Genomic DNA, 14,228 nt, shown 5'->3' on the forward strand with positions numbered 1-14,228 from the left:
GATCAGGGCGCCGAGAGCTCCCGTTCCAGCGGGGTCCGGAACCGGGGTGTCACCCGTACGTCCCCCACCCAGGCCGCCAGCCGTGCCGCCTCCACCCCGATCGCCCGCACCGCATCGACGCCCACGTCGGCCAGGAGCCGGTGGACGATCTCGCCGTCCGGCCGCTGCGCCCAGACGCCGACGATCCGGCCGTCCCACCACACCGTCGGCGCGATGTTCCCGCTGCGGTCGTACAGCGCGGGCCGGTGCCCGGGGTCCTGGTACCAGTCCCGGGCCTGCCAGCCCATCGCCGTCGGGTCGAGCGCGGGCAGCAGCGCGGCCCACGGCTCCGGCGCCGGTACGGGGTCGAGGTCGTCCGGGAGGACGAAGCCCGTCTCCCCGGAGCCGGAGCCGGAGCCGGAGTGGGAGCCAGAGCCAGAGCCAGACCTGGAACCGGACTTGGAGCCGGAGCCGGCCCTGGACCCCGGCCCCGGTCCCGGCCCGCCCAGCGTCACCGCCACCGCCCCCACCGCGGCGAGCGCCCCGCGCACGTCCGTGACCTTCCACCCCGTCCACCACTTCAGATCCGCCTCGCTCGCCGGCCCGCAGGCCGCGAGCCAGCGCCGGATCAGCTCCGCCCGCGCCTCCGCCGGAGCCACCGGCGGGCGCTCGTCGACGGACGCGGGCGCCGGCGACCAGCGGAAGCGGCTCGACGTCCACGTCCCCTGCGGCCGCCCCCGCACGATCCGCCCCTCCATGCCGAGGACCCGCAGCACCCGGCTCGCCACGGACTGGACGCCCTCCTGGCGGGTCCCCGGCCCGTACACGTACGTCTCCCGCAGCCTCGGTACGGCCGCGCCCAGCTCCGTACCGGTCGCCTCCCCGCGTACGGCGAGCTCGGCGAGGACGAGCCGCTCGGTCTCCGCCAGCCAGGCCGCGTCGAAGGAGCTTCCCTCCGCCAAGTGCCGCAGAAGTGCGGCCCGTTCGCTGACGGCGGCCGGTCGGGTCGTCGAGGACTGTACGGCCGGCGCGAGCGAGGTCGGGACGACGAAGACCGTGTGCCGCATGCCGTGCATCCGGACCAGCGACCGGTCCTCGTACAGCGCCCGCTCGACCGTCGCGACCGTCCCGGCGCCGCCGCCCGCCAGCCGCGCCCCCACCGCGAGGAACACGCTCGCCGGGTCCGTCCCGTGCAGCGCCACCAAGGACTCCCCGACCTCCTCGGCCGTCGCGGCCCGCGCGGCCGGGGCCAGCCGGTGCCGCACCGCGAGCCGGGCCCTGCGCTCGGCGTCGCCGATCGTTCTCGTACGCGTCTCGTTCATGGGCCCAGCATGGAGTCGGCCGTGGGCGGAACCGAGGAAGAAGGCGGGAAGTCGGGCAGTCGGCAGTCGGTCACCGCCACCTCACCGCCTCCCTCCCACCTGCCGTCTCACCCCGCGGCCCGCTCCCCCAACGGCCGCCGCCGCAGCCCCGATTCGGTGAGGGCGCGCGGGCGCCAGACGCCGTCCGGCGGGTAGAGGTTCGTCCCCGGCGGCACGATCGCGTCGATCCGGTCGAGGACGTCGTCCGTGAGCACCAACGGCGCCCCCTTCAGCAGCCCCTCCAGCTGGTCCATCGTGCGCGGCCCGATGATGACGGAGGTCACCGCCGGGTGCGAGGTCACGAAGGCGATGGCCAGCTCGGGCAGGCTGCACCCGATCTCGTCCGCCAGCGCGACGAGCTCCTCGACCGCGTCGAGCTTCGCGGCGTTGACCGGAAGCGAAGGGTCGAAGCGGTGCGGGGTGAGCGCGGCCCGGCCGCTGGTCAGGTCGATCGGCGCCCCCTTGCGGTAGCGGCCGGTGAGGAAGCCCGACGCGAGCGGGCTCCAGGTCAGCACCCCCATCCCGTACCGCTGCGCCACGGGCAGCACGGACGCCTCCACGCCGCGCGCGAGCAGCGAGTAGGGCGGCTGCTCGGAGCGGAAGCGGCGCAGCCCGCGCCGCTCGGCGACGGCGTGCGCCTCGACGATCTCCTCGGCCGGGAAGGTGGAGCAGCCGAAGGCCCGGATCTTCCCCTGCGTGACGAGGTCGCCGAGGACGTCGAGGGTCTCCTCGATGTCCGTGCCGGGGTCGGGCCGGTGGACCTGGTAGAGGTCGATCCAGTCGGTGCCGAGCCGCCGCAGGCTGTTCTCGACGGCGCGGGTGATCCAACGGCGGGACAGGCCACCCCTGTTGGGGCCCTCGCCGCCCATCGGGAAGTACACCTTGGTGGCGAGGACGGTCTCCTCGCGGCGCCGGGGGTCGCGCAGCGCCTTGCCGACGATCTCCTCGGACTCCCCGGCCGAGTACATGTCGGCGGTGTCCACGAAGTTGATGCCCTGGTCGAGGGCGGCATGGATGATCCGTACGGATTCCTCGTGGTCCGGATTGCCGACGGCACCGAACATCATGGTGCCGAGGCAGTAGGTGCTGACGTCGATCCCGGTCCCGCCGAGCGGTCGATAGCGCATGCGCGCACTCTAGGAATTGGAGTGCGCTCCAAGGCAAGGAGAAGAATCAGGAGCGGGAGGGGGGTCAGTCCAGGAATCCCGTCAGCAGGGCGTGCAGGACCTCGGGCCGCTCCAGATGCACGTCGTGCCCCGTGCCGGGCACGCTCACCCCGTACGACCCGGGCCGGAGCCGGGCCATCTCCGCGTACTCCTCGTCGCCGATGATCCCGCCCTGCTCGTCCTGTCCGAGGACGGCGAGGGTGGGGCAGGTGATCGCCGCCCACTCGTCCCAGAAGGCGCGGGTGGCGTTGTCGTCGAGGGACCGGACCATGACGTCGGCGTCGAAGCGCGGCCACAGCCCGTCGGCGCGCTCTTCGAGGCCGCTCGCCCACCCCTCCCCGACGGGCCGCTTCCCGCCGCCGAGGAACGCGACGGCCTCCTCGCGCGTGGGGAAGGGCACGGGCCACGCGGCGAACCACTCCGCGATGCCGGTCTGGACGTCCGGGTTCGACCCGCCGGGTCCGGCCTCGACGAGGACGAGGGCGCTCGGCAGCTCGGGGTGGGCGGCGGCGGTGAGCAGCGCGGTGTGCCCGCCGAGGGACTGGCCGATCAACACGGGCTGCTGAAGCCCGAGTTCGTGTACGACCGCGACCACGTCGGCGACGTACGCGGCGCGCGAGACGTCCTCGGGCCGGCGCTCGCTGTTCCCGTGCCCGCGCTGGTCGAGGGCGAGGACGCGGTATCCGGCCTCGCACAGGGCGCGGGCGGTCGCGTCCCACTCCCCGGCGTGCCCGGCGAGCCCGTGGAGGAGGAGGACGTCGGGCCCGGAACCGCCCCAGTCGCGACAGGACAGCCGGACGCCGTCACGCACCACGACCAGCTCGGACCAGCGGAAACTCGAAGAATCGCCCATGACCCCATCCTCTCCTACGGGTTGAGGAGCTGGTCGGCGACGGCGGTCCTGGCGTAGAGGACGGAGCGTCCGCTGCGGTGGGCGGTGACGAGGCCGGCGTTCCGCAGGGCGATGAGGTGCTGGGAGACGCCGGCGGCGGACAGGCCGCAGTGCGTGGCGAGTTGGGTGGTGGAGGCCGGGGTGTCGAGCTCGGTGAGCAGCAGGGTGCGGGAGCGGCCGAGTACGGCGGCGACGGCGTCGGTGGCGCCGGTCGTGCGGGGCTCCCACAGGGTGCCGATGCCCCGGGCGGGATAGGCGAGTTGGGGCGGATCGGGGTGGACGGAGCGGGTGAGGACCTTGGGCCAGGCGAAGGCGGAGGGGATGAGCAGCAGCCCGGAGCCGGCCTCGTCGCGGGTGAGCGCGCAGTGGCGGCGTACGAGCCGGAGGGTGCCGTCGTCCCACCGTACGGTCTCGTGGAGTTCGCTCAGGACCCGCGCCGAACCGTGCTCGGCGACCTGGCGGGCCCGGTGGAAGACGTCGGCCTCCAGGAGTTTCTGGATGCGGGCCCAGTAGGGGGCGAGGGCGAGCTCCCAGTACGTGTCGACCTCGTCGGCGACCTTGCGGAGGGCGGCTTCGGGAGCCTCGTGCAGCAGCCGGATCCGGGGCCCGTCGATGCCCTCGACGCCGAGCCGTCGCAGATCGTCGCGCACCTGCTCGGGCGGGGTGCAGCGGATGGCGTCGAGTTCGGCGTCGAGGGTGGGGAAGGGGCCGGTGGGGGTGGGGTTGAGGAAGTCGGCGAGGTAGCCGTGGGCGGGAACGAGGGCGGCGAGCCAGCCGCGGTCGAGCCCGGCCCGCAGGAGGCGGGGGCGGACCTGGGCGGCCCAGCGGCGGTGCGGGGAGGCGCCGGTGCCTTCGGGGTGCCGGGCGAGGAGGCGGAAGCTGGTGACGACCTCCCACATGGGGGAGACGGCGAAGCGGGTCTGGGCGAGGTCGGCGGCGGAGAAGCGGAGCCCGGATTCCATGGAGTGACCGTCCTCGGCAGTGCGATACGTCGAATGGATTCGTGCTGAGCTTAATCATTGGAGGGAGGAAGGCGGCGCCCCACAGGATCACCCCATGCCTTCCTCCTTCCGCGGCCTCCCGCCCGTCGTCTGGACGATCTTCGCCGGAACGATCGTCAACCGCCTCGGCTACCTCGTCACCCCGTTCCTGGTCTTCTTCCTGGCCTCGCGCGGAGTGACCGGCACCGACACCTCGTACGTCCTCGGTGCCCTCGGCGCGGGCAACCTCATCGGCCCCGCCGTCGGCGGCATCCTCGCCGACCGCATCGGCCGCCGGCCGACGATGCTGATCGGCCTGATCGGCGCGGCGGCGGCGCAGGGCGCGCTGTTCCTGGCGCCGGGGGTGTGGACGATGGCGGCGGCGTCGCTGCTGATCAGCACGGCGGGCAGCACGGTGTCGCCTGCGGCGTACGCGCTGCTGGCCGACGCGGTCGACAGCGAACGTCGCCAGCGCGCGTACGCCCTCTTCGGCTGGGGCGTGAACATCGGCACCGCCGTCGCGGGCGTCCTGGGCGGCTACCTCGCGGCCCACGGCTACTGGCTGCTGTTCGCGGTGGACGCGGGTTCGATGCTGCTGTACGCGGGGGTGGTGGCGACGCGCCTGAAGGAACCGACCCGCGCGAAGACCCCGAAGACCGCTGATCGACAGACGAAGGATCGACAGACGAAGGACGGCATCGGCTACGGAGTGGTCCTCCGCGACCGCCTCGCCCTGCTCCTCCTGCCGCTCTTCGGCATCCAGCTCTTCGTGTACTCGCTCACCGAGGTCGCCCTGCCGCTCGCGGTCCGCGACAGCGGCCTCTCACCGGCGGTGTACGGAGCGATGGCGGCGGTCAACGCGGTCCTGGTGGTCGGCCTCCAGCCCTTCGCGACCGCCCGTCTGGCGAAGCTGCCGCAGCTCGCGGTGCAGAGCGCGGGCAGCGTCCTGATCGCCGCGGGCGTCGCGCTCACCGGCCTGGCCGACGGGATCGCCGGCTACACGGTGTCGGTCGTGGTCTGGTCCCTCGGCGAGGTCGTCGTCGCCGGCATCGCCGCCGGCGTAGTCGCCAACCTCGCCCCGTCCCACGCCCGGGGCCGCTACCAGGGCGCCTTCAGCTGGACCTGGGGCGTCGCCCGCTTCGCCGCCCTGACCGTCGGCGTCGCGGCCTACACGACCCTGGGCCCGGCCGCCCTGTGGTGGACGGCCCTGGCGGCGGGCACGGCGGCCGCGGCCGGGACCCTGGCCCTGGCACCCCGGGTCAACCGCCGCACGGCCCACGACCTGGCGGCCTGAGCGCGCACGGCTTCTTCTTGCCTACTGCCTACTTGCCCTCGGTCAAGGTGTGCTTGACGAGGGCATTGGCGTGCCCGTGCCCGAGCCCGTGCTCGGCCTTCAGCCAGGTGACGAGCTCCATGTGCTTGGTGAGCGGCGAGGAACGGATGAGCTCCTGCCACTCCGAGATCGGCCGCCCGTACTTCTTCTCGATGGAGGGGAAGTAGCTGGCGGGACCGTTGGGGGTGTTCTCGGACATGGTGAGCTCCTGGGTGGGGCGGGGTGGGCAACTGAAGTGATGACCTCCACTCCCCCCAGAACTCATCGCCGACCGCGAGATCAATCCCGCCGAATGTGCTCGGGGTCGATGTGACGCCGGACCATCGGCACGGAGGCGAGGGCCGCGGCCAGCAGCACGCCCAGGGCGCAGGCGAAGAGCAACGGCAGCCCCTCCCAGTCCCAGTGCACGGCCCCACCCCCGGTGATCAGATAACTGGACTCGGCAAGCCACCCGGTGACGATCGCCGCCCCCAACCCCACGACCAACGGCAACACGACCTGCACGACCTGCACCACCCGCAAGGTCCCCGCCCGAGCCCCCAACAACGCGAGCGCGGTCACCTGCCCGCGCCGCTCCATGGCCCGATCGGCCACGGACACGACGAACGCGGCGACACCGATGACCAGACCGAGGACCATTCCGACGGCGAGGAGGCTGCGGATGACGGTGAGCTGTGCGAGCGCGTCGATCCCGATCCCGACGGGGTCGACGGACGCGGTGGGAGCGATGGCCCCGACGCCGTCGAGTACGCCACGGATGGTGGCGGGGTCGGCGTCGCTGACGAGGGTGAGGGTGCCGTCCGCGTCCGCCAGGTTGGAGGGGACGAGGGCGGGAGGGACGAGCAGGGCGCTCGTGCGGAAGACGGACGGCTGGTACGGCCTCATGTCGATCCGCTCCGGAGGAACAGTGACCGTGATCTTCCGCCCGTCACGCGTCTCGAAGGGGAATCGGTCACCGGGCTGAGGGTCTTCGGGGTACGCCGAGTTGTCGTCGTGCAACTGCATGATCCGTCCGTCCACACAGCCCCTGGCCCACTGCGTCGTGCCCCTGAGCTGGGCGCAGGTGGCGACCAGCAGGTCGACGTGCGGCCGCATCGTGCCGTCCAGCGGATCCCACGAGCTGTACGCGGGCACCTGCATCCGCACGCCGGGGACCTGCGCGAGCTGCTGCCTCTGCTGGGCACTCAGCTCGCTGAGGCTGATGTTGTACTCCTGAACGGGCGCCGTCCGCCGGCTGACCTGGTCCAGCTCGACGAGCACACCCTGCGTGAGCGAGGCCCCGAACACGAGCAGGACGAGCCCGGTGGCCACCCGCAACGAGGACCCCGGATCGACCTCCGTACGCCGCATCGCCAATGCCACTGGCAGCGACTTCGCCACCCCGGCCAGCCGCCGCGCGAGCCATGCCGTGATCGGCGCCAAACCGAAGACGAGCCCGGCACCGGTCAACAACACGGCACCGGGTACGAGCACGGAACTGGCCGATCCGCCGGACGGATCACGCCCCATCACACTCAGCACGCAGTACCCGCCGATGACCCCGAGCCCCGGGATCAGCAGCAAGGTCCCGTACATCTTCGGCGGTTTACGCTCCCCGGTCCGCCGGACACTGATCGGCGACAACGCGGCCCGCCGCGCACTGAACTGCCCCACGACCCACGCGAGCGCCGGACACCCGAGCAGACACACGGCAACCGTCGAAGCGTCGGGCCGCCCGTCCGCCGGATACCAGTGCAGCCCCGGCAACCCGACCCGCGCCATGACCTCGTTGACCCCGAGATACCCGACGACCCCGAGCACGGCCCCGACGAACGCGGAGACCACGCTCTCCCCGGCGTTGACCCGCAGTGTGTCCTTGACGCTGAGCCCGACGAGCCGAAGGGCGGCGAGACGGCGGGCGCGGGATTCTCCGGAGAGCCGGGCGCAGACGGAGAGGAAGATGACGAGGGGGAGGAGGACGATGCATCCGAGGGTGAACCGGAGGATGTTGACCGTCGATTCGTCAATCAGCTCATGCCAAGCGTGCCTGCTGCCAAACCCGCCGAGCGGGATTGGCTGGGGCAGCTTGGCAGGGGTAGTGCCGATGTAGGCGTAGAGGTCCTCGGAGCCCCCCAAGCCTTCCGGTCCGATTGTTCCAATTACGCGGCCTGGGACGAGGCCGGCGATTCCGGGATGGGACGCCAGGATCTCGCTCAGCTTCGGCGAGACAATCGCCTCGCCGACTTCGGGGAGCCTGTCAACGCCTGGTGGCACCGGGCTTGAGCCAGGTTTAGTGCGAGCAACGAAGATCCGACGGAGTGGCAGTGAACCGTACGGATCCCGGAATTCTTGGTAGACAGCGCTGTTGTTCGAACCCGGTCGTGGCTCACGGCTGGCTGAGCGAGCGTCATGGGCGGCGATGATCGACGGAATGGTGAGCGCAGCAGCAAGGCACGCCACCCCGAGCCCGGAGCCGATCGCCATCAAGAGAAAGCGTGCTCGTCCCCTCCAGCCGCTGCCCGACAGTAGGCGCATGCCGAGTAGGAATGTGTTCACGCTTCCACCCGTTGGGCCAGGACACCGTCCGACATCATGTATTGGGTGTCGGCCTTCGCTGCGACGTTCGCGTCGTGAGTGACGATGACCACCGCCGTCTTCTGCCTTCGTGCCAGCTGGAGGAACTCTTCCAGAACCGCAGCGGCATTGGTGCTGTCCAGAGCCCCTGTCGGCTCATCGGCGAACACGACGTCCGGCCGGTGTACCAGTGCTCGCGCAACCGCTACACGCTGACTTTGCCCTCCCGAAAGCTTGGAGGTCCGGCGTCGTACCAGGTCGCCCATCCCGAGTCGGCTAAGTACTTGGCCAGCCACGGCATGGGCGTGCGTCTTGCTAATCCCTGCAAGTCGAAGCGGAAGCGCCGCGTTCTCCTCGACGGTCAGCTCGGGCAGCAGTTCGCCATACTGGAAGACGAATCCCAAGCGCGTGCGGCGAAGGGCACTCAGCTCTCCGTCAGGTAAGGACGACAGCTCGATCCCGTCGAAGGTTACGGTTCCGCTGGAAGGCAGAAGGACCCCGGCTAGGCAGTAGAGCAAAGATGACTTTCCCGAGCCACTGCTCCCCATGATGGCAGCCACTTCGCCGCGCTTGAGCGTGAAGTCGGCTCCGCTGACTGCCGGATGTGTGCCGTAGAGAAGATCCACACCCTTGGCGTGGAGGATGACGTCCATCGTGGTGCGCACTCCTATGGGGCGGGAGCCGCACGACGGCGGCCCCCGGAACGGTCGACTATCGACGCGTGAACACCTTGTTCGCCGAGCAGTTATCCGGCCTCAGTGATCCGCGATCTCGGCACGTCTGCACCTCCACCTGGCTCGTCAGGAGTAGGGCGCCGTCGTAAAACGTGTGGTCGATAGGAGTGGTCTTCTTCTGCACGCCCTTGATACGAATCCACGAGTACCCCTTGACCCTTGCCCGGAGGTACACGTTGTGGTCGTCATCGTTGGACGCGTCCTTCAGGCTCCCCTTCACACGGAGCCCTCCGTGCTTCTGCAGCTGGGGCTCCCACATGTAGGACCCCTTGAACTCGGCTCCGGTCGTGGTCATCGTCAGTCCGTGCCACGAGTCCGCAACCGCCACCCCCATCCCCCCAAAGAACAGCCCCGCAGCCACCACCGCAGTCGCCAACTTCCGCATCGATAACCCCTGTCTGGTCGAACCGACTGGTCATCACAGAAAGTATCGGCATCACTACACACCGGTGGTCGCAGGAACGTCCCTCCCTCTCATCACCCCTCTAACCGGTGAACGACCCCCTCACGGCACCAGCAGCACCTTCCCCCGCACGCCCCCGCCCTCGCTCGACCGATGCACCTCCGCCAGCTCCTCCAGTGGTCGCGTCTCCGTGACGTCGATGGTCACCGCACCCCGCTCCACCAGGGCAATTAGCTCCCTCAGCTGTGCCACGTCGTTCCGGGCCACCATGTGCTGGGACGTCACCGAGCGGACCGTGTCGGACGGGATCGGGGTCGCGATCGACACGATGTGGCCGCCCGGGCGTACGAGGCCGGGCAGGGTCGCGGCCTCGGCCGGTCCTATGGGGGCCAGGTTCAGCAGGAGGTCGACGGGGGAGTCCAGGGCGGCGGCCGTCAGGGGCGTCGACGTGTAGTCGATGATCCGTCGCGCCCCCTGCCGCCGCACCGTCTCCGCGCTGCGTGCGCTCGCCGTGGCCGTGACGTCCGCGCCTGCATGGGCCGCGAGTTGGGTGGCGAAGCCGCCGACCCCTCCGCCCGCGCCGTTGATGAGGACCCGCTGTCCCTCCCGTACTCGCCCGTGCTCGAAGACCACCTGCCACGCCGTGAGCCCGGCCACGGGCAGCGCCGCGGCGTGCGCGAGCGGTACGGATACCGGCGCGGCGGCCAGCAGTCGCGCCGGCGCCGTCACGTACGTGGCCCCGGCCCCACCGTCCAGTCGGCCCACCACCCGGTCGCCGATCGCGAAGTCGCTTACATCCGAACCCACTTCGGTCACGACCCCCGACACGTCCCAGCCCAGCGTGAACGGCAGGCCCACCGGCAGGAAGCCGTGCAGCAGGCCTGCGCGCAGGGCCGTCTCGGTCGGGTTGAAGGAGGTTGCCGCGACCCGTACGAGCACTTCGTCCGCGGCCGGGGTCGGGAGGGGAGCGTCCTCGTAACGGATCGCGGAGGCGTCGCCGTATCCATGGATCCGGGCGGCCTTCATCGACGGGCTTGAGCCTGCTGTTGTCGTCATGCGACGAATCTAGGAGCGGGGATCGAGACGATCCATGAGTCAGCGTGCCTCTTTCATACGTGTGCGTCTCGCCCACTCGCTAGGCTCCTCCCATGGATGTGCTCAGCGACGTGATCGCCGTGATGCGGTCCGGCCGTCCCCGGTCCGCCTTCGTTCGCTGGCACGCACCCTGGGCGCAGCGTTTCGCCTCCGTGCCGGGGTCGGCGGGGTTCCAGGTCGTCCTGGAGGGGACCTGCGTCCTGCGCTCGCCCGGCGCCAGCGGTGGCGATGGCGATGGCCCCGGCGATGGCGATGTCGAACTCGCCACCGGCGACGTCGTGTTCGTGCCGCACGGCACCGGACACCTCCTCGCCGACTCCCCCGTCTCGGCCACCGTCGTCGACGCCGAGGAGTGCGTCCCCGTCCCCTCGGCCTCCCCGTACGTCTCCGACCGCGTCGACCCCACCGGCCGCGGCGGCCCCGTCACCGCGCTGCTCTGCGGCACGTACCAGCTCGACCCCTCCCGCACCCACCCCCTGCTGCACGGCCTCCCCGACCTGATCCATCTGCCCGCCGCCCGGCCCGGGCGCCCGCCCGAGCTGGCCGCGGCCGTGGAGCTGCTCGCCGCCGAGCTGCGGCGGCCCGGGCTCGGGACGGACGCGGCCGTGCCCGCCCTCCTGGACACCCTGCTCCTCTACATCCTGCGCATCTGGTTCGCCGAGCAGGCGGCCGCGGCGGCGCCCGGGGCCTCCGGGTGGGCCGCCGCGCTCGCGGACCCGGCGGTCACGGCCGCGCTGCACGCGATGCACCGCTCGCCGGACGCGCCCTGGACGGTGGAGCGGCTCGCGGCGGAGGCGGGGCTCTCGCGGGCCCCGTTCGCCCGCCGTTTCGCCGCCCTCGTCGGGCGCCCGCCCCTCGCGTACCTCACCTGGTGGCGCATGACCCTCGCCGAGCGGCTGCTCCGGACGACGGACGCCCCGCTCCGTACCGTCGCCGAACAGGTCGGATACGGGACCGAGTTCGCCTTCTCCGCTGCCTTCAAGCGCGTCCACGGGTCGGCGCCCGGCGGCTATCGGCGGGCCGCTCGCCGCTCGCCGGTAGCCCGGTAGCCCGGTAGCCCGGTAGCCCGGTAGCCCGGTAGCCCGGTAGCCCGGTAGCCCGGTAGCCCGGTAGCCCGGGAGACGCCGGAGACGCCGGAGACGCCGGAGGGTCCGGAGATCCTCAGGTCCCCGGCTCCCCCTGCCGTCCGCGCGCCGCCTCCGCCAGCGCCCGGTCCAGGGGTGCGAGGAGCGTGCCCTCGGCCGGGATGATGCCGCCGGGGCCGAGGTCGCGTTCGAGGCCGGTGGCCTTGAGGGTGCGGACGAGGCCCGGCTCCGCGCCCGCGATGACGAGGCGGCCGCCGTTCCGGCGGAGCTCCGCCACGTACCGGCGCAGGAGTTTGACGACGGTCGAGGACGGCACGTCCGGGACGCCGCGCATGACGAGGACGAGCACGGCTCCCTGAGCGTCGTCCGTACGCGGCAAGGTCTCCTCGATGTGGGGGAGTTCGGCGAAGAAGCCGATGCCGTCGTAATAGAGGACGGTCGTCTCGCCCGCGGTGAGCCGCTTCGGCGGCTCGGTCGGGTGCCAGTCGCCGTCCTCGTCGCGTACCAAGGCGACGAGACGGGCGCGGCGGGCTGCCTGGGCGCAGTAGAGGAGGAGGGAGAGGACCGCGCCGAGCACGATGGCCTGCTGGAGCGGGATTTGGGTGGTCGCGAGGAACGTCAGGACCATCGCCGCCGACGACAGGCGCGAGGTGCGGAGCACCAGCAGGATGTCGTGGCGCTTGCCCCAGATCAGTTCGCCGCCGACGACGAGGATCAGCCCGCCGATGACGGGCATCGGGATGCGTTCGGCGAGCGGCGCGCAGACCAGGACGATCACGGCGAGCAGGATGCCGGAGAAGATGCCGGCCCAGCGGGTGCGGGCCCCGGCGGAGACGGCTACGCCCGTACGGGAGAGGGAACCGCCCGAGGGCAGCGACTGGAAGAGGCCGCCGGCGAGGTTGGCGAGGCCCTGGGCGGCGAAGTCGCCGTTGACGGAGGAGCGGGAGCCGTCCGGGTTGGGTACGGAGGGGCCGATGCTCGCCGCCTGGGCGAGGGCGACGAGGGCGACGGCGACCGAGCCGCCGAGCAGCTCGGGGACGACGGAGAGGTCGGGCGCGGAGAAGCCGGGCAGCGAGGCCGGGATGTGGGCGATGTCCCGGACGAGCTCCACGTCCGTACCGAGGACGGCCACGGCGACGCTCGCCACGACCATCGCGACGAGCAGGGCGACGGGTTCGAGGCGTTTCACGAGCCGGGTCAGGGCCCAGACGGCGATCGTGGCGGCGGCGACGAGGGTCGCGCCGAGCGCCCAGTCGCCGATGTGGGCGAGCCAGTCGCCGAGTTGGTAGAGGCGGTTCTTGCCCTGGGGCTTGTAGCCGGTGGCGTCCTTCAGCACGCCGGTGACGATCTGGAGCGCGATGCCGGTGGAGAAGCCGGTCATGACGGCGTTCGAGACGAAGCTCATCACCGCCCCGAGCCGCAGCACGCCCATCAGGAGCATGACGAGCCCGGCGAGGAGCGTGAGGGTCGCGATGTTGCCGGGGTCCTTCGCGTCGAGACCCGCGCCGGACAGGACGCTCTGGGAAGTGAGGGCGATGGCGCTGGTCAGGGTGGTGACCATGAGGACCGTGCGGGCGGTGATCGAGCCGACGATCGCCGGGACGACGCCGGCGTAGAGACCGGCGACGGGGTTGAAGCCGGCGATGGCGGCGTAGGCCATGCCTTCGGGGATGGAGAACAGGCCGGTGACGAGGCCGGATCCGACGTCGGCGGGCTGGGGCCGCCCGAGCCGTAGCCGCCGCCCGATCCGCCGCCCGATCCGCCGCCCGGTCCGTCGCCCGAGAGGCCCCCCGGGCCGTTGCTCGGCCTGCTCGGCCTGCCGGCTCTCCCGGCCCTCCCCCCTCGCCCCGCTCTCCCTGCCGTCCCCGCTCTCCCGGCCCTCCCGGCCCTCCCCGCCCTCCCCGCCCTCCCCGGACTCACGGGCCCGCCCCCGTACGGTCATGCGGCCGCCAGCCCGCTGATCGCGTCGCCCACGTACTTCGCCCCCAGGACCACGAGCAGCGTCGTCATGATCGCCGCGTTGTGCCGGGACATCCAGACCTTCCAGTCGCCGAGGGTCTGCGCGGACTTCGCGCCGCCGAGGAGGTAGACGGCGAGCGGTGCCAGGGTGCAGAGGGAGCCGATCAGCACCATGAGGACGGCGGCGAGGGTCTTGCCGCCGGTCGAGGCGCCGCTGCCGGCGATGGAGACGGCGCCGCCGATCGCCAGGACCAGGTTCTTCGGGTTGGCGACCGCGAGGGCGGCGGCGAGGCCGGCCGCCTTGCCGGGCGTGAACCGGTCGATCGCCTTCATCCAGCCCGGCGGCTCGGGCTCCTGCCCCTCCCGCGGGCGGTCCTTCCACTGCTTGACGCCCATGAGGAGGAAGAGGAGACCGAGTCCGAGCTTGAGCCACAGCGTCCAGTCGGCGGGCCCGTCGTCACCGGAGGCGTCCGCGCCCGAACCGAGCAGGACGACGGCGGTGACGACGACGGCGAGCGAGGCGACCCAACTCGCCGTGAAGGCGATGCCGTTGCTGCGCCCGCGCGGGGTCGCCAGCATCAGGACGACCGCGATGAGGGGGAGGGGACTGATGGCGATGCCGACGGCCGAGGCCAGCATCTGTCCGACGGCGTCGCCCATGGAGAACAGCCCTGCCTTCCGCTCGATC

Annotated in this window: 13 protein-coding genes; 2 read left to right on the top strand and 11 right to left on the bottom strand. The window is 71.9% G+C overall.

Going from position 1 to position 14,228, the window contains the following annotated elements; genetic code table 11:
* Positions 1–2: 2 nt before the first annotated feature.
* From ASC82_RS28675 to ASC82_RS28690, 4 genes are all read right to left on the bottom strand, one after another.
* Positions 3–1,301 (bottom strand): winged helix DNA-binding domain-containing protein, encoded by a 1,299-nt coding sequence (locus ASC82_RS28675; RefSeq protein WP_056654007.1) that lies wholly within the window; start codon positions 1,299–1,301, stop codon positions 3–5.
* Between the two features lie 107 nt (positions 1,302–1,408).
* Positions 1,409–2,467, bottom strand: a complete 1,059-nt coding sequence (locus ASC82_RS28680; RefSeq protein ID WP_056654009.1) for an aldo/keto reductase — start codon at positions 2,465–2,467, stop codon at positions 1,409–1,411.
* A gap of 64 nt (positions 2,468–2,531) precedes the next feature.
* Positions 2,532–3,359, bottom strand: coding sequence for an alpha/beta hydrolase (locus ASC82_RS28685; protein ID WP_056654013.1), 828 nt, complete (start codon positions 3,357–3,359; stop codon positions 2,532–2,534).
* A 14-nt stretch (positions 3,360–3,373) separates the two neighbouring features.
* Positions 3,374–4,360, bottom strand: a complete 987-nt coding sequence (locus ASC82_RS28690; protein ID WP_056654016.1) for a DUF5937 family protein — start codon at positions 4,358–4,360, stop codon at positions 3,374–3,376.
* A gap of 94 nt (positions 4,361–4,454) precedes the next feature.
* Between ASC82_RS28690 and ASC82_RS28695 the strand changes: the two genes are divergently transcribed.
* A complete protein-coding gene (locus ASC82_RS28695) occupies positions 4,455–5,672 on the top strand; it encodes an MFS transporter (RefSeq protein WP_056654019.1) in 1,218 nt (405 codons plus the stop codon).
* Positions 5,673–5,700: 28 nt separating this feature from the next.
* Here the strand turns inward: ASC82_RS28695 and ASC82_RS28700 are convergent, their stop codons facing one another.
* The 5 genes from ASC82_RS28700 to ASC82_RS28720 form a co-directional block, all read right to left on the bottom strand.
* A complete protein-coding gene (locus ASC82_RS28700) occupies positions 5,701–5,910 on the bottom strand; it encodes a DUF4287 domain-containing protein (protein WP_056654022.1) in 210 nt (69 codons plus the stop codon).
* A gap of 80 nt (positions 5,911–5,990) precedes the next feature.
* A complete protein-coding gene (locus ASC82_RS28705; protein WP_242427813.1) occupies positions 5,991–8,174 on the bottom strand; it encodes an FtsX-like permease family protein in 2,184 nt (727 codons plus the stop codon).
* 68 nt (positions 8,175–8,242) lie between these two features.
* Positions 8,243–8,917: an ABC transporter ATP-binding protein gene (locus ASC82_RS28710; RefSeq protein ID WP_056654028.1), complete on the bottom strand. Its 675-nt coding sequence runs from the start codon at positions 8,915–8,917 to the stop codon at positions 8,243–8,245.
* Positions 8,918–8,975: 58 nt separating this feature from the next.
* Positions 8,976–9,383 carry a hypothetical protein gene (locus ASC82_RS28715; RefSeq protein ID WP_056654031.1) on the bottom strand — a complete coding sequence of 136 codons (408 nt, stop codon included), beginning with the start codon at positions 9,381–9,383 and terminating at the stop codon, positions 8,976–8,978.
* Positions 9,384–9,503: 120 nt separating this feature from the next.
* Positions 9,504–10,457, bottom strand: coding sequence for an NADP-dependent oxidoreductase (locus tag ASC82_RS28720; RefSeq protein ID WP_242427814.1), 954 nt, complete (start codon positions 10,455–10,457; stop codon positions 9,504–9,506).
* A gap of 92 nt (positions 10,458–10,549) precedes the next feature.
* On the opposite strand from ASC82_RS28720, the gene ASC82_RS28725 reads away from it, so the two are divergent.
* Entirely contained in the window at positions 10,550–11,545 is a 996-nt protein-coding gene (locus ASC82_RS28725) for an AraC family transcriptional regulator (protein WP_056654036.1), read from the top strand.
* Positions 11,546–11,657: 112 nt separating this feature from the next.
* Here the strand turns inward: ASC82_RS28725 and ASC82_RS28730 are convergent, their stop codons facing one another.
* Positions 11,658–13,523 carry a SulP family inorganic anion transporter gene (locus ASC82_RS28730; RefSeq protein ID WP_079039535.1) on the bottom strand — a complete coding sequence of 622 codons (1,866 nt, stop codon included), beginning with the start codon at positions 13,521–13,523 and terminating at the stop codon, positions 11,658–11,660.
* Positions 13,520–14,200: a GAP family protein gene (locus ASC82_RS28735; protein ID WP_056654038.1), complete on the bottom strand. Its 681-nt coding sequence runs from the start codon at positions 14,198–14,200 to the stop codon at positions 13,520–13,522. The genes ASC82_RS28730 and ASC82_RS28735 overlap by 4 nt, the downstream gene beginning before the upstream one ends.
* Between the last annotated feature and the right edge of the window lie 28 nt (positions 14,201–14,228).

The organism is Streptomyces sp. Root431 (genome assembly GCF_001426585.1).
Classification (GTDB): domain Bacteria; phylum Actinomycetota; class Actinomycetes; order Streptomycetales; family Streptomycetaceae; genus Streptomyces; species Streptomyces stackebrandtii.